The organism is Adlercreutzia faecimuris (genome assembly GCF_022669055.1).
GTDB lineage: Bacteria > Actinomycetota > Coriobacteriia > Coriobacteriales > Eggerthellaceae > Enterorhabdus > Enterorhabdus faecimuris.
This window is the reverse complement of record NZ_JAJMLW010000004.1, coordinates 56,670-77,620: the sequence shown is the minus strand read 5'-3', so window position 1 is coordinate 77,620 and position 20,951 is coordinate 56,670. Positions and strand designations below refer to the sequence as shown.

General features: G+C 72.2%; 23 protein-coding genes and 1 tRNA gene. 2 read left to right on the top strand and 22 right to left on the bottom strand.

The features are described from left to right. Nucleotide 1 precedes the first annotated feature (1 nt). The 14 genes from leuB to LPT13_RS10505 form a co-directional block, all read right to left on the bottom strand. Nucleotides 2-1,174 (bottom strand): 3-isopropylmalate dehydrogenase, encoded by a 1,173-nt coding sequence (gene leuB, locus LPT13_RS10570; RefSeq protein ID WP_242166319.1) that lies wholly within the window; start codon nt 1,172-1,174, stop codon nt 2-4. Between the two features lie 54 nt (nt 1,175-1,228). Beyond that, complete coding sequence (locus tag LPT13_RS10565) at nt 1,229-1,723, bottom strand: 3-isopropylmalate dehydratase small subunit (RefSeq protein ID WP_242166317.1); 495 nt, start codon at nt 1,721-1,723, stop codon at nt 1,229-1,231. Between the two features lie 10 nt (nt 1,724-1,733). Next, on the bottom strand, nt 1,734-3,026 hold the full coding sequence (gene leuC, locus LPT13_RS10560; protein WP_242166316.1) for a 3-isopropylmalate dehydratase large subunit: 1,293 nt from the start codon (nt 3,024-3,026) through the stop codon (nt 1,734-1,736). A gap of 184 nt (nt 3,027-3,210) precedes the next feature. After that, entirely contained in the window at nt 3,211-4,110 is a 900-nt protein-coding gene (locus LPT13_RS10555) for a peptidoglycan-binding domain-containing protein (protein ID WP_242166315.1), read from the bottom strand. A gap of 1 nt (nt 4,111) precedes the next feature. Then, on the bottom strand, nt 4,112-5,161 hold the full coding sequence (locus LPT13_RS10550) for a polyprenyl synthetase family protein (RefSeq protein ID WP_242166314.1): 1,050 nt from the start codon (nt 5,159-5,161) through the stop codon (nt 4,112-4,114). Between the two features lie 49 nt (nt 5,162-5,210). Continuing rightward, a tRNA-Leu gene (locus LPT13_RS10545) sits at nt 5,211-5,295 on the bottom strand. A gap of 110 nt (nt 5,296-5,405) precedes the next feature. Then, a complete protein-coding gene (locus LPT13_RS10540; protein WP_242166313.1) occupies nt 5,406-6,350 on the bottom strand; it encodes a Ppx/GppA phosphatase family protein in 945 nt (314 codons plus the stop codon). A 153-nt stretch (nt 6,351-6,503) separates the two neighbouring features. Next, entirely contained in the window at nt 6,504-7,469 is a 966-nt protein-coding gene (locus LPT13_RS11870; RefSeq protein WP_242166312.1) for an FtsB family cell division protein, read from the bottom strand. Nucleotides 7,470-8,052: 583 nt separating this feature from the next. Beyond that, nucleotides 8,053-8,433, bottom strand: coding sequence for a metal-dependent transcriptional regulator (locus tag LPT13_RS10530; protein WP_242166311.1), 381 nt, complete (start codon nt 8,431-8,433; stop codon nt 8,053-8,055). Between the two features lie 64 nt (nt 8,434-8,497). Next, nucleotides 8,498-8,770, bottom strand: a complete 273-nt coding sequence (locus LPT13_RS10525; protein WP_242166310.1) for a hypothetical protein — start codon at nt 8,768-8,770, stop codon at nt 8,498-8,500. 1 nt (nt 8,771) lies between these two features. Continuing rightward, nucleotides 8,772-11,195: a ferrous iron transporter B gene (gene feoB, locus LPT13_RS10520; protein WP_242166309.1), complete on the bottom strand. Its 2,424-nt coding sequence runs from the start codon at nt 11,193-11,195 to the stop codon at nt 8,772-8,774. Nucleotides 11,196-11,457: 262 nt separating this feature from the next. Continuing rightward, nucleotides 11,458-11,697: a FeoA family protein gene (locus tag LPT13_RS10515; protein ID WP_242166308.1), complete on the bottom strand. Its 240-nt coding sequence runs from the start codon at nt 11,695-11,697 to the stop codon at nt 11,458-11,460. Between the two features lie 185 nt (nt 11,698-11,882). Next, nucleotides 11,883-12,266, bottom strand: a complete 384-nt coding sequence (locus tag LPT13_RS10510) for a FeoA family protein (protein WP_242166306.1) — start codon at nt 12,264-12,266, stop codon at nt 11,883-11,885. Nucleotides 12,267-12,643: 377 nt separating this feature from the next. Then, nucleotides 12,644-13,786 (bottom strand): SGNH/GDSL hydrolase family protein, encoded by a 1,143-nt coding sequence (locus tag LPT13_RS10505; protein WP_242166304.1) that lies wholly within the window; start codon nt 13,784-13,786, stop codon nt 12,644-12,646. A 149-nt stretch (nt 13,787-13,935) separates the two neighbouring features. On the opposite strand from LPT13_RS10505, the gene thrC reads away from it, so the two are divergent. Further along, nucleotides 13,936-15,510, top strand: coding sequence for a threonine synthase (thrC, locus tag LPT13_RS10500; RefSeq protein ID WP_242166303.1), 1,575 nt, complete (start codon nt 13,936-13,938; stop codon nt 15,508-15,510). A gap of 137 nt (nt 15,511-15,647) precedes the next feature. Further along, on the top strand, nt 15,648-15,992 hold the full coding sequence (locus LPT13_RS10495) for a winged helix-turn-helix domain-containing protein (RefSeq protein WP_242166301.1): 345 nt from the start codon (nt 15,648-15,650) through the stop codon (nt 15,990-15,992). Here LPT13_RS10495 and LPT13_RS10490 read toward each other — a convergent pair. The 8 genes from LPT13_RS10490 to LPT13_RS10455 form a co-directional block, all read right to left on the bottom strand. Next, a complete protein-coding gene (locus LPT13_RS10490) occupies nt 15,989-16,339 on the bottom strand; it encodes a hypothetical protein (protein WP_242166300.1) in 351 nt (116 codons plus the stop codon). The genes LPT13_RS10495 and LPT13_RS10490 overlap by 4 nt on opposite strands. A 2-nt stretch (nt 16,340-16,341) precedes the next feature. Further along, nucleotides 16,342-16,584, bottom strand: coding sequence for a DUF192 domain-containing protein (locus LPT13_RS10485; RefSeq protein ID WP_242166299.1), 243 nt, complete (start codon nt 16,582-16,584; stop codon nt 16,342-16,344). A gap of 56 nt (nt 16,585-16,640) precedes the next feature. Then, nucleotides 16,641-17,162, bottom strand: coding sequence for a hypothetical protein (locus LPT13_RS10480; RefSeq protein ID WP_242166298.1), 522 nt, complete (start codon nt 17,160-17,162; stop codon nt 16,641-16,643). Between the two features lie 9 nt (nt 17,163-17,171). Next, nucleotides 17,172-17,573: a hypothetical protein gene (locus LPT13_RS10475; RefSeq protein WP_242166297.1), complete on the bottom strand. Its 402-nt coding sequence runs from the start codon at nt 17,571-17,573 to the stop codon at nt 17,172-17,174. An 86-nt stretch (nt 17,574-17,659) separates the two neighbouring features. Continuing rightward, on the bottom strand, nt 17,660-19,813 hold the full coding sequence (locus LPT13_RS10470) for a molybdenum cofactor biosynthesis enzyme (RefSeq protein WP_242166296.1): 2,154 nt from the start codon (nt 19,811-19,813) through the stop codon (nt 17,660-17,662). After that, nucleotides 19,800-20,282 carry a TadE/TadG family type IV pilus assembly protein gene (locus LPT13_RS10465; RefSeq protein WP_242166295.1) on the bottom strand — a complete coding sequence of 161 codons (483 nt, stop codon included), beginning with the start codon at nt 20,280-20,282 and terminating at the stop codon, nt 19,800-19,802. The genes LPT13_RS10470 and LPT13_RS10465 overlap by 14 nt, the downstream gene beginning before the upstream one ends. A gap of 219 nt (nt 20,283-20,501) precedes the next feature. Next, a complete protein-coding gene (locus LPT13_RS10460) occupies nt 20,502-20,735 on the bottom strand; it encodes a hypothetical protein (protein ID WP_242166294.1) in 234 nt (77 codons plus the stop codon). Continuing rightward, nucleotides 20,699-20,947: a hypothetical protein gene (locus LPT13_RS10455; protein ID WP_242166292.1), complete on the bottom strand. Its 249-nt coding sequence runs from the start codon at nt 20,945-20,947 to the stop codon at nt 20,699-20,701. The genes LPT13_RS10460 and LPT13_RS10455 overlap by 37 nt, the downstream gene beginning before the upstream one ends. Nucleotides 20,948-20,951: the final 4 nt, after the last annotated feature.

Here is a 20,951-nt window from a genome sequence, read left to right as displayed (position 1 = left end):
GCTAGTTGGCGCGGTAGTCCTTCCAGTCGTCGGGGTGGCGGCCCCACAGCTCGGCGAACTTCTCCGTCGGCTGGATCTGCTCGGCCACGAGCGAGCCCATCATCTCGGTGCCCACCACGCGGTCCTCCGGCGTGGACGCGTCGGCGATGTCGCCGGTGCGGAAGCCCGCGTCCAGCACGGCGGTCACCGCGGCCAGCACGTCGTCGGCCGCCTCCCGCATCCCGAAGCTGTAGCGCAGCATCATCTCCACCGAGAGGATCTGCGCGAGCGGGTTGGCGATGCCCTGCCCGGCGATGTCGGGGGCGCTGCCGTGGCTCGGCTCGTAGAGCGCCACGCCGTCGCCGAGGCTCGCGCTGGCCAGCATGCCGAGCGAGCCGGAGAGCATCGACGCCTCGTCCGACAGGATGTCGCCGAACATGTTCTCGGTCACCACGACGTCGAACTGGGCCGGCGCCTTGATGAGCTGCATGGCGGCGTTGTCCACCAGCATGTCGGAGAGCTCGACGTCCGGGTAGTCGGCCGCCACCTCGTGGACGATCTCGCGCCACAGGCGGCTCGTCTCCAGCACGTTGGCCTTGTCGATGGAGCACACCTTGGAGCGGCGCTTGCGGGCCATCTCGAAGGCGTGGCGCGCGATGCGACGGATCTCGTACTCGCGGTACTCGAGCGTGTCGTAGGCGCGCTGGCCGTTGCCGCCGTCCGGGCCCGCGCCCTCCTCGTCGTAGAAGCGCTCGCGCTCGCCGAAGTACAGGCCGCCGGTGAGCTCGCGGACGATGACCAGGTCGACCCCGTCGACGACCTCGGGCTTGAGCGTGGACGCGCCGGCCAGCGCCTCGAAGATGGTCACGGGGCGCAGGTTCGCATACAGGCCGAGCTCCTTGCGGATGCCCAGCAGCCCCTGCTCGGGACGCGGGCGCGCGGGGTCGGTGGTGTCCCACTTGGGGCCGCCGACGGCCGCCAGCAGCACCGCGTCGGAGGCCTTGGCGGCCGCGAGCGTGGCGGCGGGCAGCGCCTCGCCCATCTCGTCGATGGCCACGCCGCCGATGAGCGCCTCGTCGTAGGTGAAGCCCACGCCGTACTTCTCGCCCACGGCGTCGAGCACCTTCACGCCCTCGGCGATGATCTCGGGCCCGATGCCGTCACCCGGCAGCAGGCAGATGCGGTACGTCTTCATGGCATGCCTTCTTTCTCTAGGGAATCCTCGCGCGCCGAGCGGCGGCGGGCGGGGCTAGTCCGCCAGGCGGGCCTTCCAGCGGGGAACCAGGCCGCCGGCCTCGATGATCTCGCGGATGAACGGGGGGAACGGCTGGGCGGTGAAGGCCTGGCCCGTCGTCTCGTCGGTGATGGTGCCGGCGTCGGCGTCGACGCGCACCACGTCGCCGTCGGCGATGGCGTCGACGGCCTCGGGGCACTCCATGATGGCGAGCCCCGTGTTGATGGCGTTGCGGTAGAAGATGCGCGCGAAGGACTTGGCGATCACCACGTCCACGCCCGTCGCCTTGATGGCGATGGGCGCGTGCTCGCGCGAGCTGCCGCAGCCGAAGTTCTCCTCCGCCACGATGATGTCGCCCGGCCGAACGCGGCCGACGAAGCCGGCGTCCAGGTCCTCCAGGCAGTGCCTGGCCAGCTCGGCCGGGTCGGAGGTGTTGAGGTAGCGGGCGGGGATGATGACGTCGGTGTCGACGTCGCGCCCGTAGCGGTGGACGGTGCCCTTGAACTCCATGGCTTCCCCCTTATTCCGCGTCCGCCGCCGCGGCGACGGGCTCCAGGTCTTCCGGCAGGCCGATGTGCCCCAGCACGGCGCTGGCGGCGGCCACGGCCGGCGAGGACAGGTACACCTCGCTCGTCGGATCGCCCATGCGGCCGACGAAGTTGCGGTTGGTGGTGGCGATGGCGCGCTCCCCCGCCGCCAGGATGCCCATGTAGCCGCCCAGGCACGGGCCGCAGGTGGGCGTCGACACGGCGCAGTTGGCGTCGAGGAACACGTCCATCAGGCCCTCCTCGATGCACTGGCGGTAGACCTGCTGGGTGGCGGGGATGACGATGCAGCGCACATCCGGGTGCACCGTGCGCCCGCGCAGCACCGCCGCGGCCTGGCGCATGTCGTCGAGCCGGCCGTTGGTGCAGCTGCCGATGACCGCCTGGTCGATGCGCACGTGGCGCGCCTCGGCGGCCGGGCGGGTGTTGGAGGGCAGGTGCGGGAAGGCGACCGTCGGCACGATGTCGGCGGCGTCTATCTCGACGACGCGCGCGAAGGCGGCGTCCGGGTCGGACTGATAGGCGGTGTAGGGGCGCTCGACGCGGCCGTCCATATAGGCGCGCGTCACGTCGTCCACGGGGATGAGCCCGGCCTTGCCGCCCGCTTCGATGGCCATGTTCGAGATGGACAGGCGCTCGTCCATGGGGAGCGCCTCGATGGCGCTGCCGGTGAACTCCAGCGCCTGGTAGAGCGCGCCGTCCACGCCGATGAGCCCGATGAGGTGCAGGATCACGTCCTTGCCGGTGACGCCCGGCGCCAGCGTGCCGTCGACCACCACCTTCACCGTCTCGGGCACCTTGAACCACGCCTTGCCCGTGGCCATGCCCACGCCGGCGTCGGTGGAGCCCACGCCGGTGGCGAAGGCGCCCAGCGCGCCGTAGGTGCAGGTGTGGCTGTCGGCGCCGATGATGAGGTCGCCCGCGCCCACGACGCCCTGCTCGGGCAGAAGCGCGTGCTCGACGCCCATGCAGCCCACCTCGTAGTAGTGGGTGACGCCTTGCTCGCGCGCGAAGTCGCGCACGATCTTGGCCTGCTCGGCGCTCTTGATGTCCTTGTTGGGCACGTAGTGGTCGGGAACCAGGATGACGCGCTCGGGGTCGAACACGCGGCCCGACACCTCGCGGACGGTCTTGATGGCCAGAGGCGCCGTCACGTCGTTGGCCAGCACCAGGTCGAGGTCGCACTCGATGAGCTGCCCGGGCTCCACCTCATCGAGCCCCGCGTGCGCCGCGAGGATCTTCTCTGCCATGGTCATGGGACGCGCCATTCGCCCTCCCCTTCCGTCACGAGCCTGCGAAACCCCAGCATTGTACCACCGGGCCGACGGCGGCCGGACACTGCCGGCGGGCGGTTAACCAGGGTGAAACAAAGGCGCGGAAGGCGGGGGCGCGGGGCGCGGGGCGCGCGACGGACGAGCGCGCGGGGCGGGGCGAGCAGCCCGAGCGTGCCCGCTACTCCGACAGGGCGGTGCAGAGCGCGTCGAGCAGCGTGATGGCGAAGTGCTGCGCCGAGCGATCGGCGCCGGCGTCCTCCCACATCTGGCTGGGGAGCGTCAGCGTGATGCGCGGCGTGCGCGCGGCGCGGGCGGCGGCGATGGCGCTCTTCAGGCGCAGGGACAGGCCCTCGTCGTCGGTGCAGTCGACGGCGGGCACCGCCTCCTCCACCGGCGCGCCCTGCACCACCACGTGCACGAGCAGCATCCTGTCGTCGGGTGCCACCGAAAGCGAGTCGGCGCTCACTATCTTAGAGAGCGGGTTGGTCGCCAGCGCCAGGTTCGACATGCGCGAGGCCACCGACCGCGTGAAGGGGTCGGTGCCGAACAGGCACAGCGCGTTGGCCTCCAGCACGTCGGCCGCGCGGGCGAAGCCCAGGTGAAGCGGCGCGTGGGCGGCGCCCTTCCCCTCCCAGGAGTGGTGCAGGTTGCGCAGGGCCGCGTAGGTGTAGGCGCCGGCGATGCCGTCGGAGGGCAGGCCCAGGTTCAGCTGGAACTTGCGCAGGGCCGTCTCGGTGTAGGCGCCGAAGATGGCGTCCTCGTGCCCGATGGCGAACCCGAGCGCGCCGAGCGCCTGCTGGAGCTCCAGCACGTCATGGCCGTGGAAGTAGGGCATACGCAGGTACAGCGTGCGGTCGCCCAGGGAATAGGAGGCGTCCACCAGGGCCGCCCACACCTTCTGCGTCACCTCGTCGGACTCGGGCAGCCCCACGTTGCGGCAGAAGTCGCGCACGGCCTGGGCCGTGGCGTCATCATAGGTGCCGGTGACCTGATCCTCGGCCAGGTGGCCGATGAGCATCAGGCGGTGCTGCACGTCCTCGACGGCGGGGCCGGCGTGGCCCTTCTCGATGGTATCCATGCTACTTCAGCCTGTTCACGAACCAGTCGGCCATGGACACGAGCAAATCGCGCGAGGGCGACGGCTCCACCATGTCGATGAGGCGGTTCTTCGCGATGCTGGTCAGGTTCTCGGCGTAGGCGCGCGCGTAGTCGACCGAGCCGCTGGCCTCCATGATGGCCACGGCCTCGGCCAGCACGGCCGGATCCTTCTCCTTCGAGGAGAGGATCTCGATGAGGCGGTCGCGGTCGGGCGAGTTCTGCAGCGCGTGCACCACCACCAGCGTGCGCTTGCCCTCGGTCAGGTCGTTGCGGAAGTCCTTCTTCGTGGACTCCTCGCTGCCCACCAGGTTGAGCAGGTCGTCCTGGATCTGGAAGGCGAGCCCGGTGTCGAGCCCGTAGTTGCGCAGGGCCTCCACCTGGGCGTCGGTGCCGCCGCCGATGATGGCACCGATGGCCAGGGGCACGGCGCCCGAGTAGTGGGCGGTCTTGTGCGTGGCCATGACCAGGTAGTCCTCGGGGGTGATGTCGTAGCGGCCGTCGCGCGCCCAGCCGATGTCGAGGGCCTGGCCCTCGATGGTGCGGCGCGTCATGTTGATGAGCTCGGTCACCACGCGCACCTTGGTGGCGTCGTCGAGGTTGGCGTCGTTCATCACCGTGCCGTTGACCAGGGAAAGCGCCAGGTCGCCCATGTTGATGGCCAGGCCCAGCCCCTCGGTGAGGTGCAGGCACGGCTCGCCGCGGCGCAGCTCGGCCTCGTCGGCGATGTCGTCGTGGATGAGCGCGGCGGTGTGGAAGTGCTCGATGGCCGCGGCCGCCGAGGTGGCCCGCGCCATGTCGCCGCCGACGGCCTGGCAGGCCGCGAAGCAGATGAGAGGGCGATGGCGCTTGCCGCCGTTCTGGCTGTAGTCGAACAGGGGCGCGTAGAGGTAGCGATCCATGTCGGGGTGGGTGCCGCGCGGGATGTACTCGTTGACGAGCGCGCCCACCTTGTCGGCGTAGCAGGTGAGGTACTCCTCGAAGGTGGTGGGCGGGTTCTCGACGCCGGCGATGATCTCGTTGATGTTTTCCATAGCGCTCTCTGCCTAGGGTCGGACGGTCATGGTGCCGCGGGAAGAAGCCTGGTAGGGGCGAAGGGGTTCGAACCCTTAAGCCTTGCGGCGGCGGATTTTAAGTCCGCTGCGTATGCCAGTTCCGCCACGCCCCCGCAGCACAGCGCACCATGTTAGCACAGCGGCCCCGGGAAAAACCTTACGCTCGCGCCACGGCGGCGGAACCCCACGGGCGGGTGCCGTGGCGCGACGGAGGCGGGCGGCGCTACGCCCGGGCGGCCTCCAGCACCATGCCGTGGAGGATGTCGGACTCGCTCACCGTGAAGCCGGGCCGGCCGCTCTGGGCCAGTACCTCCTCCAGGATGACCATACCCGCCACGATCACCGGCGCGCGACCGGGGTCGAGGCCCACCACGCGCTCGCGCTCGGCCAGGGGCAGCGCCTCCAGGCGCGCGGCCACGGCGCGCAGGTCGTCGGCCGACACGAACGCGCGGTGCACGCGAGCCGAGTCGTAGGAGGCCATCGCCTCGCGCACCGACACCACCGTGGTGGCCGTGCCCGCCACGGCGATCAGGCGGTCGACGGGCACATCGGCGCGCAGCCGCGCGAAGAACGGCCCCATCTCGTCGCGCACCCAGGCGCGGGCCGCCGCCAGCTCATCAGCGCTCGGCGGGTCGGCGCGGAAGAAGCGCTCCGTCACGCGCCGGCACCCTACATTAAAAGAGTGGGCCATCGCGGGCACGGCGCCCGCGCGGCCGGCCACCACCTCGGTCGAGCCGCCGCCGATGTCCACCACGGCCACCGTCTCGTCGGGAAAGTCGCTGCTCGCGCCGAGGAACGACAGCGCCGCCTCGCGCTCGCCGGGGATGACCGCGAGCGTGACGCCGCACTCGGCCAGAAGCGCCGCGAACTCGGCGGCGTTGGCCGCGTCGCGGGCGGCCGAGGTGGCCATGGCGATGGTCGTCACCGGGCGGCCGGGCTCGGCCAGGGCATCACGCACCGCCACGTAGCGGTCGACCGCCGCGAGCACCCGGGCCATGGCGGCCGGCGCAAGCACGCCCGAGGCGTCCACCCCCTCGCCGAGGTTGGTGATGGCGTACTCCTTGTCCAGCTCCGCGATGGCGCCGGAGGCGTCCACGTCCGCCACCAGCATGCGGCACGTGACCGTCCCGATGTCGATGGCCGCGTAGCGACCCGGTCGGTAACCCATGGCGTGCTCCCTTCGGTCGGGGATGTCGGTTCGATGCGGCCCGCGCGCCCCGGGGCGACGGGCGATGGCGCGCTCGGCTGCCGGCGGCGCGGCTGTCCGGCGGTCGGGCGCGGCATACAGCCGCGTCAGCCCGCGCAAGCGCGGCCGGTGGCGCTACTCCACGCCGAACAGCGGGTCGAGGAACGAGTACCAGGTGTCGGGCGCGGGCACCTCGCCGGGCACGATGTTCGCCGTGAAGTTGGACTCCTTCTGCACGTCGATGCCCGAGACGCTCACCGAGCGCTCGCCCGCCTTCACCCAGCCGAACTCGCTGCGCGCCTTGTCCTCCACCCCGGCGTCGCCGGAGAGGTAGTCCACCTCGCGCTGGATGGCGTCGTTGCGCTGCTGGATGGCCGCATACTCGGCCTGCAGGCGGTCGCGCTCGCGCAGCTCCTGGTAGTACTGCTGGGCGGGCGGGTACAGAAAGACGCAGGTGAGGACGAGGCAGGCGGCCACCGCCCCCAGCGTGGCCCAGCGGCTGCGGGACGACGCCCCCTCGCGCTTGTCCGAGGGGCGCGGGCCGGACGCCGACGAGCGCGACGGGCCGTCGCCCTGCATGCGCGCGGCGCGCTTGTGCTGGCGGCCCATCTGGGTCTCGTAGACGGCGGCGCGGGGCCCCGCCTCGGCGGCCGAGGGCTTGTCGTCGCCGTAGCGGCGCGTGAACTCGCGGTCGGCCTTGGCCTTGGACGCGTTGCGGCGGGCCTTCGACAGGCGGCCGGCCAGGCCGCGTTTGGCGGGCGGCTCGTCCTCGACGCCCTCGTCGCGCGCCCCGCGGCGGGCGCGGGTGCGCTCCAGGTAGTCCTCGGCTGCCGCCTCGCCGGCGTCGTGGCGGGTCGAGCGCGCGCCGGCGGACGCGCCGCGCTGCCGACGCCCCCCGGCGATCAGCGAGGGGGCCGCGCTGCGGCCGGCGCCACCGGATGCCGGCGCCGCGCCGCGCGGGCGGGTGCCGCGGGCGGGCGCGCCGCCATCCAGCACGCGCACCTCGTCGCGCAGGCCGTCGTAGCGGAAGGTCTCGCGGCCGGCACGGAGGGAGCCGGCGGCGGTGTCGCCGGCAGACGCGCCGCGTGCCGCCCGTGCCACGCTGCGGCCTGACGCCGCGCCGGCGCCTGCCGCGGCCCGCGGCGTCTCGCGGCTGGGTCGCGCCCCGCCGCGCGCGCCCGCGCGCGAGCTGGCGGCCTCGCGGCCTGCGGCGCCCGGCGCGTCGCTCGAGCGGCGCCCAGCGCCCTGCCGGGTGCGCGCGCCGCGGCCCGATTCCCCACGTTTCACCAGATCAGAACCGCTATCGGACGCAAAAGAACGACGCGAGCGCTTCGCGTCGTCAAAGGAAACGATATGCGTCTGGCGATTCACTGCCGATGAGCTCCTTCAAGCATGGGGTGCGTTGGTTCTTCGGGTATGCGAGAAGCTAGCCAGCAGGATACCACACGCCCCCGCGCCCCCTCAACGCCGTCACGAAACAGACAAGCCCGACGGCACCCCCAGCCCCGCGGCCGCCCGCCGCCCACCGCGCGGCGCTCGAGGCGCGGGGCGGCCCGCGCGGACAGCTTTCGAGCCGATTTTTGGCGGGCGATGGCAGGTTTCCCTCCCCCTCCAACGCAGAAGGCGCCCGGCCCCGCGTGTGCGGAGCCGGGCGCCTGAGCGTCCTCGCGGCCTGCTGGCGGCGCTACAAGTCGAGCCCCTTGATGTAGGCGGACCACCTCTCGAAGGACTCGTCGCTGATGGCGTGCTCCATGAGGCACGCCTCGTGGTCGGCCCGCTCCTCGGGGATGCCGAGGGCCTTGTGCAGGAACTGGAACAGCAGGTTGTGGCGATCCAGCACCGACGAGCCATACTCGTAGCCCCGCTCCGTCAGCGTGATGTCGCCGTAGTACGGCTGCTCCGCGAACCCCTTCTCCTTCAGCACCGACATGGCCTTGTTGACCGACGCCTTCGACACGCCCATCTTGGTGGCGACGTCGACGGATCGGATGGGTTTCTCCGGCGAGGCCCCCAACATGACCATGGCTTCGAGGTAGTCCTCGTGGGACATGGACATCTTCTCCACCGCACCCCTCCCTTCCTTTGGTACGGGCTATAGTAACACAGCTGAAGCCCGCACCAGGGAAGGGTTACCGGGGCTGCTCGCCGGCGTTGCCGCCGGTCAGGGCGGCGGAATCCAGCGCGACCCGGCAGGCCGCCGGGCAGCTCGCCGGCGCCGCCGCGCCGCTGCGGCCCGACGCCGCGGGGCAGCCCGCGCATCCCGCGCATCCCGCGCGGCCGCCGCCGTGGTCGTGGCAGTCGCAGAGCCCCCGGCGCGTCAGGCGCCGCACGGCCCACACGGCCCAAGCGGCGACGGCCGCCAGCAGCAGCACGGTGGCCGGGGTGAGGGTGAGCTCCGCCATCCTAGGCTCCCTGCGCCGCAGCCGCCGCGGACGCCTTCCGCGCCCGGTCGCCCGGGGCCGGGCGGAAGACGAGGAACAGCATCCCCGCCAGCACCGCGACCGCCAGCGCCGTCCATCCGCTGGGGGCCACCTCGCCCAGGGCCAGGCCGCCCAGCTGGTAGATCATGAGGCCGACGCACCAGGCGAAGCCCGTCAGGTAGCCGATGGTCGCCCACGTCCACTTGGCCGACGCCATCTGGCGGCGGATGGTGCCGATGGCGGCGAAGCACGGCGCGCACAGCAGGTTGAAGGCGCAGAAGGCCATGATCGCCGCGGAGCTGCCGCCCATCAGGGCCGCGAAGCCGGCCCACATGCCCGGGTCGCCCTCGCCGGCCTCGCCGAGGCTCGTGAGGATCCCCACCGTGGCCACGACGTTCTCCTTGGCCACCAGGCCGGTGAGGGACGTGACCGTCGCCTCCCAGCTGCCGAAGCCCAGCGGCGCGAACAGCCACGCCAGCCCGCCGCCCAGACCGGCCATCAGGCTGTGGCCCAGATAGCCGTCCGTGCTGGTGTCGAGCAGGCCGAACCGTCCCTCGTACACGCCGAAGTTCATGAGGAACCAGATGACCATCGAGCTGAGGAAGATGATGGTGCCGGCCTTCACGATGTAGCTGCGCACGCGCTCCCACGTGGCCATCGCCACGTTCTTGAGGGTGGGGATGTGGTACTGGGGCAGCTCCATGATGAACGGCGCCGCCTCGCCCGCGAAGGCGCGGAACTTGCGCAGCATGACGCACGAGATGATGATGGCGGCCAGGCCCAGGAAGTAGAACAGGGGCGCCACCCACCACGTGGCCGCGTAGTCGCCGCCGGCCAGCGCGCCGAACACGAGCGCGATGATGGGCAGCTTGGCGCCGCAGGGGATCATCGTGGTGGTCATGATGGTCATGCGGCGGTCCTTCTCGTTCTCGATGGTCTTGGTGGCCATGACCGCCGGCACGCCGCAGCCGGACGCGATGAGCATGGGGATGAACGACTTGCCCGACAGGCCGAAGCGGCGAAACACCCGGTCCATGATGAACGCGACGCGCGCCATGTAGCCGCAGCCCTCGAGGAAGGACAGGAGCAGGAACAGGACGATGAGCTGCGGGACGAAGCCGAGCACCGCGCCGACGCCGGCCAGGATGCCGTCGAGGAGGAGGCTCTGGAGCCACGGGGCGCAGCCGACGGCATCGAGCCAGCCGCCCACCACGACGGGGATGCCCACGTGGTACAGCCCGAAGTCGGCCGGGTCGGGCTCGACGAGCGCGCCCGCCTCGAAGGCGGCCACGCCCTCGGCGGTCTCGAGCGCGGCGTCGAAGTCGGCGACGGTCGCCTCGTACTGCTCGGTGCCGGTGTAGAGCCAGCCGTCGCCGAACAGGCCGTCGTTGGCCCAGTCGGTGAACAGGCCGCCCGCCACGCTGACGGCCAGGTAGTACACGCAGAACATGACGGCGATGAAGAGGGGCAGGCCGAGCACGCGGTTGGTGACCACGCGGTCGATCCGCTGCGTGGTGGTCAGCGCCTTGGGCGAGCGCTCGACGCAGGCGGCGCACACCTCGCCGATGGCGTCGTAGCGCGCGTTGGTGACGATGGACTCGGCGTCGTCGTCCTCGGCGTCCTCGAGCGCCTCGCGGATGGCGGCGATGCAGGCGAGGTCGTCGGCGGACAGGTCGAGCGCGTCGACGGTGAGCTGCTCGTCCTCGAGCAGCTTGACGGCGAACCAGCGCGCCCGGGCCGGCGCGACGCGGTCGCCCACGATGGCGGCGATAGCGGCGAGCGCGTCCTCGACGGCGCCCGGGAAGCGCAGCGCGGGCGACGCGGGCGCGGCGGAGGCGCAGGTGGGAGACGCGGCGGGGGTCGGCGCGGAGGCGGCCGGGGCGGACGAGGGCGCGGCGGACGACGCGCACGGGGTCGGCGCGGAGGCGGCCTCGATCGCCTTCGCGATGAGCGCCTCCACGCCCTGGCCCTTGAGGGCGGTGGTCTCGACGACGGGGCAGCCCAGGCGGCGCGAGAGCCCCTCGACGTCGATCTTGTCGCCGTTCTTGCGCACCAGATCCATCATGTTGAGCGCGACGACCACCGGCAGGCCCAGGTCCAGGATCTGCGTGGTCAGGTACAGGTTGCGTTCCAGGTTGGTGGCGTCCACCAGGTTGACCACCACGTCGGGCTGCCCGCTCAGCAGGTAGTCACGCGTGACGATCTCCTCCGGCGTGTAGGGAGACAGCGAGTACACGCCGGGCAGGTCCGTGATGGTCACGTCCCGGTCCCGCGTGTAGCGGCCCTCCTTCTTCTCGACGGTCACGCCGGGCCAGTTGCCGACGTACTGGCTGGCCCCCGTGAGCTCGTTGAACATGGTCGTCTTGCCACAGTTCGGGTTGCCGGCAAGCGCGATGCTGATTCCCATGATCCGCCTTTCCTCTCAGTCCTTCTCAGGCGGTGCGCCGTGGAAGTGTTAACCATTACTAACTGCTACTCCGAAAAAACCGCGTCCCAAGACGCGGAAGATACCCGACGCTAAGGTGCAAGAACCATACGTTGAGCAGGGATTATGCGCCAGCCAGCGCGCCGGCTGCGAACCGTCAAACGCGCGGCGTGCCGTAAGGCGCGAGCGCGACGCCAGGCAGCGCGCCGGGTACGAGCCGTGGGGGTACAGGCGCGCGACATCCCTAGGCCACGAGCACCTGGGCAGCCTCGTCCTTGCGCAGCGACAGCTCGAAGCCGCGGACGGTCACCTCGATCGGGTCGCCCAGCGGCGCCACCTTGCGTACGTAGACGTCGGTGCCCTTCGTGATGCCCATGTCCATGATGCGGCGCTTCACCGCGCCCTCACCGACCAGGCGCCGGACGACCGCCGACTGCCCCACGGGCACGTCGCGCAGCGTGCGCGCTCCCTCAATCTCGCTCATGCTACCTTCCCTTCCCAATGCTTAGCCAACTACCGATGAGACCCCCACCGCCGCGATCAACCTGCGCGCCTTCGCGAGGCGAACCCGCCCGAAAATGTTTCACGTGAAACATTCGTACGCGGAAAACGAGACGAGACGGAGAGCCGGGGCGGAATCCGCCCGCACGGACGGCGCGCGAAGCGGTGCTAGGCCGCGGCGGTGATGATCTTGGACGCCACCGTGCGGTCGAGCGCCACCTGGGCGCCCTTGACCTCGACGATGAGGTTGCCGCCCTGCTCGCTCACGACGCGCACGGGCGCGCCCTCGACGAAGCCCAGGTTCTCCAGGTGGTGATGCACCTCGCCGCGTCCGCGCACCTTCGCGACGCACGCCGCGTCCCCGCTGCGCAGGAACGTCAGCGGCATCTGCGGCCCGCGGGCCTCCGCGGTGGCGGTTGCGCCAAGACCGGCCGCAGCGTCATGGCCAGATATGGCACCCGTGTCGGGCAGGGCCCCAGGGTTGGACTTGGCGCCGGCCGCGCGCCTCGCCTTGAGCGATGCGAGACCGAAGCCCGCGCCCGCCATCCTCATCACGCCTTCCATCGCAACTCCCATCAGTGTTAGCTTTCTATAACAAAAAGTATGATAAGGGAAACTCTCTCAGAATGAAAGCCTTGGATAACTTTTTTAGATGAGGAGATCACAGAGAATTCACAAGGGCAGAGGGAGGAGGATGCATCGAACGCGCGGCACGCAGGCGACGAGCACGCGGCGTCGCAGAGCGCGGCACGGGCGGGCGCGGAGCGCGCGAGCACGCGCCAGGCGGGGCAGGGCACGCGCCGCGCGGGCGGGGCAGACGACAAGCATACGCCGGCGCGAGACACACGCCGGGCGCCGGGAGGGACGGGCGGTCGCCCCGGCGCGAGCGTGCGGCAGACGCGAGGCGCGTGGGCGAGGGCAGGAGGGCTTTAGGGCAGCTCGCAGACGCAGGACCACTTGACGCCCGTGCTGCGGGCGAACTCGCAGTCGAAGCAGGTGGAACGCATGCAGCGGCGACGCGAGCGCATCTCAGCGGGGAACAGGTCGGCCGGAAGCGCCACGAATGTTTCACGTGAAACATTCAGCCCCGCATCCCGCACGCCGAACTCATCGACCGTCACCGGCGCCGGGACATCAGGCGCGCCCGCACCCTCGCCCGCGATACCCGGCACGCCCGCACCCTCGCCTGCGGCGCCCGGCGCACCCGCGCCTTCGCCTGCGGCATCCGGCGCGTTGGCGGTCTTGCCTGCGACGTCCGGCGCGCTCGCGCGGCTACCTACGGCACCAGGCGCGCTCGCTCCCCCATCCGCTGGCGAAACGCTGGGGACGGGAGCGCTCATCGCGGCGAGGGTCAGCTCGGCCAACTGCGCCATGCCGCGCCTGGTGGGATGCGTGCCGTCGAGGGCCTCGTAATCGAAGCCCGCGGCGCGGATGTCGGCCACCTCGCAGCCGTGGGCGCGCGCTGCCGCGCGGATCGCGTCGTTGTAGTCGTCGAGGTCGATGCCCCGCAGCTGGTAGGCGAAGGAGGGCCCTGCGGCGCCGACCTCGCGGCCGGGGAGCAGCGTCAGGCACCAGACGCGCGCGGCGGGGTAGGCGGCGCGCAGCCCGGCGAGCATCTCGCCGTAGGCGCGGGCGAACCCGGACAGCGACGCGGCGGTCGCGGGGCCCGGCGCGCCCTCGGGCACCGCCAGCGCCTCGGGGCAGCGCGGCATCGCCTCGCTGCGGGCCGCCGCCTGGGCCCGCGCGCCGGCCCAGCCGTAGTCGTTGATGCCGATGAACACCAGTATGTCGTCGGGCGCCTCGCCGTCCGGCCCCGCCACCTGGGCGATGCGCTCGGACGAGCACCCGGCGGGGAATCCCGCGCCCTCCGCCATCGAGCCGGAGAACGACGCGTTGGCCAGCAGGCGGCCGCCGAGGCGCGCTATCACCTGCGCCCACCACGTGTCGCCGACCTCCTCCACGCCGGTCGCGGCGCGCAGGTCTTCCTTATAGTAGATGCGGTTCGCCGGGTTGGTGACTCTCTCGAAGGTGGAGATGGAGTCGCCGAAGATGGAGAACGACCGCTGCGCCATAGAGGCCTCCCGTCAGGATCGCCGTGCGGAGGCGCGCCGCCCGGGCGGGGCGATCGCGCGTTGCTCAGAACCTGGGCCCGCGGCAAGCCGGCCCGGATGGCAGCATAGTATACTTGTGCGCGTCCGCCCCCGGGAAGGAAGAACCCCACATGACAAACGTCGCATCCAGCGAGGCCCCCGCCGGCCAGAACCTCTACATCGACACGCGCGGCTGCTGCGAGGCACCCGTCCCCTTCACCGAGGCCGTCGTCAACGGCCTGGCCCAGGGAGGCGGCCTCTACGTGCCCGAGCGCATCCCCCAGCTCTCCCTCGACCAGATCACGGGGCTCGCCGCGCTCCCCTACGCCCAGCGCGCCGCCGCCGTCTACCGAGCCTTCGGCATCGATCTGCCCGATGAGGAGATCGACCGCCTCATGGAGCGCTCCTACGGCGATAACTTCGACGACGAGGCCATCTGCCCCATCACGTCGCTGGACGACAAGACCCACGTCCTCGAGCTGTGGCACGGCCCCACGAGCGCCTTCAAGGACATGGCGCTCCAGTGCCTGCCCCAGTTCTTCTCCGCCAGCGCGAGCGCCCTGCGCGAGGCCGGCGCGCTCGACCATGAGTTCCTCATCCTCGTCGCCACCTCGGGCGACACCGGCAAGGCCGCCCTCGAGGGCTTCAAGGACGCGGACGGCGTGCGCATCGGCGTGCTCTTCCCCGACGGCGGCGTGAGCGACATCCAGCGCAAGCAGATGGTCACCACCACCGGGTCGAACGTGCAGGTGTGGGGTGTCCGCGGCAACTTCGACGACTGCCAGACGGGCGTGAAGCGGGCGTTCTCCGACGACGCGTTCGCGCGCAGGCTCCTCGACGAGCACGCCGTGGCCCTCTCGAGCGCCAACTCCATCAACTGGGGGCGCCTCATGCCCCAGATCGTCTACTACGTATCGAGCTACGCCGAGCTGGTGGCCCAGGGCAAGCTGGAGGCCGGCGCCGAGCTGGACGTCTGCGTGCCCACCGGCAACTTCGGCAACATCCTGGCCGCCTGGTACGCCAAGGCCATGGGCGTGCCCATCGGCACCCTCATGTGCGCCAGCAACGAGAACCGCGTCCTGGCCGACTTCATCAACACGGGCACCTACGACATCTCCGACCGCCCGTTCGTCACCACCCCCTCCCCGTCGATGGACATCCTCGTCTCGTCTAACCTCGAGCGTCAGCTCTTCGAGCTGACGGGCCGCGACGCCCAGGCCATCGCCGGGTGGATGCGCGACCTCTCCGAGGAGCGCCGCTTCCGCGTGGACGCTGACACCTTCGCCAAGGTGCGCGCCGACTTCGCGGCCGACTCGGTGGACAACGACGAGTGCCTGGCCGTCATCCGCGAGGCCCTCGACGAGCACGACTACCTGCTCGACCCGCACACGGCCGTAGCCTACCGCGTGGCCCAGAACCTCCGCGGCGAGAACCCCGTCCTCATCGCCAGCACGGCCCACTGGGCCAAGTTCGGCGACAACGTGTACCGCGCCCTCCACGGCCTAGACGCCGGCGCCCCGCTGCCCGACGACGTGGCAAAGCTCACCGGCTGCCAGCTCAACGAGCTCATCGCCCGCGAGACGGGCGGCCGCGCCATCCCCGCCGGCCTGGCCTCGCTGGACACGATGCCCGTGCGCTTCTCCGCGGTGATCGACGGCGACGTGGAATCCATCAAGGAGGCGGCCGCGGGCTTTCTGACTCGCTAGGAACGCCACCTGAGGGCCACGGTTCCAGAGGATGCCGTGGCCCAATTCCCCGGGAACCGCGCCCAGCTGTGCTAACCTGGAGCGGTGCCCAGGCGACCGGAGGGCACCCGGGCATCCCGACCGAAGGGACACACACCATGGATCAACTCGACAAGCTGGAGACGAACGTCCGCCTCTCGGTGAGGAACCCCCACTCCGAGAGCACCTCCGCGTTCGGCCGCGGCGTTGCCGACCTCTGCCTCGGCGTGCGGGAATACGGATCGCTCAACGCCGCCGCCAAGAACATGGGCATGGCCTACAGCAAGGCCTGGCGCATCATCAAGGACACCGAGGCGGCTCTCGACATCCAGCTGCTGAACCGCGACGGCGCCCACGGTAGCGAGCTCACCGAGAGGGGCGGACGCCTCCTCGACGCCTACATCGCCATCGACGCGCGCCTCCAGGCCGAAGCCCAGCGCCTCTTCGCCGAGCTGGGCGCCTAGACGGCTGCCGCGGCCTCCGGCACGGCCGCCGCGGCAGCCGGAGCCGAGCCGGGGCCGCTCCCACCGGGACGCGCCCGCACCGGCAGCGCCGCCGCGCCGCCGTCCTCGTAGGGAGGTATCAGCTCGGCCGTCCACACCTGATCGGGGTTCGACCAGCTGCGCACCTCCAGCCGCACCGCCCAGCGCCGCAGGTCGCCGGCGCCTCCCGCCCCGCCGTCCGCCTTGGCGGGACCCTCCTCCAGCTGCCGCGCCGCCTTCTCCAGGGCCGGCTCGCTCCCGAAGCGGTAGAGGCATCCGTAGCAGACCTCCATATCCTCGAAGAGCGTCGTCCGGCATACCGGACACATCTTCATCGTTCCTCCTCTCGCGCCGCCGCGCTGGCGACGGCAATCTCCATCTGGTCTCCCGGCCGAAGCCACGGGCCGTCGGCCGCGAATCGCTCGAGCGCCACCGCCGCACCCGGGCAGCGCAGCCGGCGAGCGGGGCCCACGTCCCGGAAGGCGCGGATCACCCGCCCCCGGTCGTCCGCGAAGGCCACGTCGATGGCGCGGGTCATCCCGAGGGTGTGGACGTCGCGGCAGGGCGCCAGCACCGTCACCCCGTCGCGCGGGGCGCGCAGGAGAAGGCCCCTCAGCCGCGCCGGCAGGCTCACGGCCAGGAAGACCGGCCCCAGGATGCCCTCTGCACCTGCACCACCACGCTCGTTCCTCCCGGAACGTCGACGCACGACACCATCGCCCATCGGCACGACCCCTCCCCTCTCACGAACGTCACGCAGCCCTCGACGCCGCTGGGCACGCCAAGCCAGCCCCGCTCCCCCATCGCCTCCGCCACCATCGCGGCGCAGTCGGCGGCGGAGCCGGGAAACGAGAACCCCACCACCCGACCGTCCTCGTCGGCGTAGGAGGCGAGGGCGCCCTCCGGCGCGAACAGCTCCTCGGCGAACCAGTCCGGCGCGGCCGACCCCTCCCGGTAGCCAGGCACCGCGTCGGCCCAGGCCTCCTCCCCTCCCAGCGCCGCCCGCGCCAGGGACGCCGCGCGCCCCGTAGCCGCAGGGGGCTGCGGCGGAGGCTCCCGGCCGAGCGCGCCGGCCACCGCCGCCATCGCGAGCATCCCCGCCACCAGGGCCGACGCGCCAAGCGCCCGGCGCCGCTGCCTCTCCTCGTCCATCGTCCCTCCTCAGAACAGCATCCCCGGCTTGTAGGGATCCACCGTCAGCGCCACCCGGTGCTCCAGGCGCGGGAGCGCCACGCCCAGCACCTCGTCGCGCAGCCCCAGCCCGAACAGCGTCGGCGCGTAGGACAGCCGCACCGTGAAGGTGACCTGGCCGAGCGCGCCGCCGGAGGCCTCCGCCGACACCTCCAGGTTGTCGCGGGCCAGGGCCTCCCCCACCATCGTCTCGACCTGTGCGGCGCTCTGCCCCACGTCCTGGCCGTAGCCCGGTGAGGCCGCGCAGATCCTCACCGCGTTGCGCGCCACGCGGTCGAAGGCCGCGCAGTCCCCGAAGAACGTGAGCGCGTTCACCGCGATGACCGCCACGATCAGGATCACGGGCAGCACCACCAGCAGCTCGATGGTCATCTGGCCGCCCTCGTCGCGGAGCGCGCCCGCAAGCCGCCTGCTCCCGCGCAGGCACCCACGCCCGCGCGCGGCGCCCGCAGGCCCCCTCACCGCCATGGCCGCGTCACCTCCGTCACCTCGCCGTAGAGCGAGGCCGCCGCGTCGAAGGCGCGTCCCACCAGATCGCGCGCGTCGTCGCCCAGCGACGGGGGCAGCGCCACCGTCACAGGGATCGACAGGTCGCCGACGGGGAGCTCGATCCGCGCCACCTCCACGCCGCGCTCGGCGGCCGACACCGCGTCGAGCGCCTCCGACTCCAGCTCGAGCGCCACCGACGTGAACAGGTCGGCCGTGGACGACGAGAACCGCAGCGCCTGCTCGCGCACCGACCGGAACGTCGCCGAGAAGCGGTCGTCCCCCGCCGCGGCCACGTGCGCGCTGTTGACCAGCACGGGCCGTAGGGCGCCCAGGCGCGCCGGCTGCAGCCCCGCCGCCGCGAACGCGTCGCGCAGGGCCCCGGCCGCCCACGTCCCCAGGCCGCTCGCGCTGACCAGGGGCACCTCCGAGGTGGCGGACTCCACCGCCTCCGCAAGCGCCTCCTGCCCCTCGCCGTAGGCCCGCAGCAGCCCCGACCAGCAGTCGAGCACGATGCGTCCCGCTCCCACGGCCGCGCCGCCGTCGCGCCCGAAGCCGTCGAGGAGCGCCGTGATGACCGTCTGGCCCTCGGGCGACGGATCCTCCAGCAGCGTGGCACCCGATACGGCGGCCCGGGCGCCCAGCGTCATGCCGCCCAGGACGAACAGCGACTCGAAGCCCCCGTCGGCAGCGACGGCCCGCACGTTCACCACCAGCGCCACGGCGCCCCGGCATCCCGGCGGCGCAGCCTCGATGCGGAAGCCTCCCGCCGCGCGGGCCGCCTCGGCGCAGCGCCCGATGAGATCGCCGGCCACCCCCTTCGCCTGGGCCGCCACGGGCGCGAGCTCCTCGCGGGCGGCCTGGTAGTCGTCCGCCGCCTGGGCGATGGCCGCGTAGTGGTACTCGAAGCCGTTCTCGATGGCCGTCGAGGCCGACGCCACGTTCCCCAGGCTCGCGGGCTCGAAGGCGCAGGAGGCGCACGGCGCGAACCCGCCCTCCTCCAGGTCGGCGACCGACCCTCGGCCCGTTGCCCCGACGGCACCCGGGCAGCCCTCCCATGCGTGCATCATGCGGGCGTCGCCCTCGCCCGTGACGGGGAAGGCGCGCAGGCGGTAGAGCGTCGTCGCGCGCAGCTCGTCAGTGTTGCGCGGCAGGCGCGGGAAGAGCGCCTCGAAGGAGCCGTCGGACTCGCGCACGTAGCCGCCCGCGAGCTCGTCGGCGGCGAACTCGTAGAACAGCCGGCGCAGCGCCGAGCGCGCGCCCTCCTGCGCCGAGCCGTCCGCCGGGCGCTCCTGGGCCAGGCGCGCGGCGTAGTAGGCCCGCGCCCGCTCGAGCGGCACCGCGAACGACCACGCGTCGACGCTGCGGTAGAGGGGGTTGTCCCCCGCGCCGAGGCCGGCCAAGTGGCCCGCGCGCTCATAGAGGCAGTAGGCCGGATCGGCCCCGCAGTCGCGCTCGAAGGCGCGCTCCTTGGCCTCCTGCGCCCGGCGCGCGGCCTCCTCGGCCAGGGCCGCCGCCTGCCTCACCGCCTCGGCGTCGGCCTCCACGGCCTCGCGGAGGGCCGCGGCGTCGGCATCCGGCCCCACCGCGATGTCCGTCCCCCGCGTCGGCACCAGCATCGCCGCCGCCAGGTAGCCGCCGCCCGACGCGCCGCCGTCGTTAGCGGCGCCCACGGCCGCGGCGTTGGCAGCCGCCAGAAACGGCAGCGCCGCCTGCAGGCGGTTGAGCCCGCGGGCCGCGCGCTCGGCGAAGGCGTCGCGCGCGTCGAGCACCTTCGACCCCAGCTCGACCAGACGCGCCCCCACGGTCGCGGCCGGCGGCACGCACAGGGCCACCACCCCCGCGCCGTAGGCTACCGTCCCTAGGAGCGACAGGGACAGCACCACCGCGTCGCACAGCCGCACGGCCACCATGAACTCCGCCACGGGGTTCTCGGCCGCGAGCGCGGCGGCGTCTGCCACCTCCTGGATGTCCGCCGCGGCCGCGTTCACCCGGTACACCTGGGCGCTGCTGAACACGAGCGCCAGCACAAGCAGCAGCGCCACGGCCATGCCGGCCGTCGTCAGGCCGTCCTCGTCGCGCATGCACCGCCCGACAGCGTCCGCGGCCGCCTCATACGTTCCCATCGACCCACGCCCCTATCCAGCGGGCCGGGTCGCGCCCGGCCTCCGCCCCCGACGTCCACGCCGGCTGCACGGCCATCGACCGCTCCACCGACACCACGATGTTGCCGCGCTCGTTCGCCATTCCCGCCATCACCGCCGCGCCGTCCAGAAGCGGCAGCGGCCTGACCTCGGTCGCTATCGAGACGCGCACCCTCTCCGACTTCTCGTCGCCCTCCAGCTCGACCCGCCAGGTGCAGCCGCCGCCGTGGACGTGGAAGCAGTCGACGGACGGCACCGACCCCAGGCGGCGCAGGACGTACTCCTCGCAGAGCCGCTCCGCGTCGCCCATGGCATCCGACCGCGTGGCGAGCAGGCGACACCCCTCGGCCGCGGCGGCCTCCATCACCATGCGGTCGTAGAGGACGATGCCCGGCTGGATGAGGAGGAGCGCCAGCAGGAGCAGCACCGGGAGTGCGAAGGCCGCCTCCACCGTCGCCTGGCCCCGCTCGTCGCAGAGGCGCGCGAAGACGCGGGGGCGCGTCGCTTGACACCGCGTGCCGTGTCGGACGTCCGCGCCGCGCGAACGGGCGCGATCCGGCGCCACAGGCTCCGCGAGCCGCCCCGCGGCCCGCCTCGGCACCGCGGGATCCGCAGGTCGCCCAGCTTCCGCGAACGATCTCCTTCCTGCCATTCTTCCTCCCCTCCTTCCTCAGTAGCAGAACACGTCCGCCGCCCAGCCCGCGGCCGCCCGCACGTGATGCGAGGCCGCCGCCAGGGCGTGGTCGACGAACATCCCGTCCCCCAACGCACGGGCGAGCAGCGCGCAGGCGAGCACGATGGCCACGAGCGCCCCGGCCACCACGGCGTATTCCACCGTGGCCTGGCCCGCCTCGTCGGCCGCGAGCCCTACAAGCCGTTGATGCCCGTCGCGATGGCGTCCCACAGCTCCTGGAGCTTGGGGCGGAACAGCGTGATGGCCAGGATGGCGATGACCACCAGGATGCCGACGAGGATGGCGTACTCCGTCGTCCCCTGGCCCGCCTCGCAGGCCAGCTTCGCCCGCACGCGCCCCGGCAGCGCGGCCGCCGTGAGCCCCGCGCGATCCCAGGCCGCCCTCGCGCGTGCCCACCCCTTCTCCAGCGTGTCCTTGACCATGACT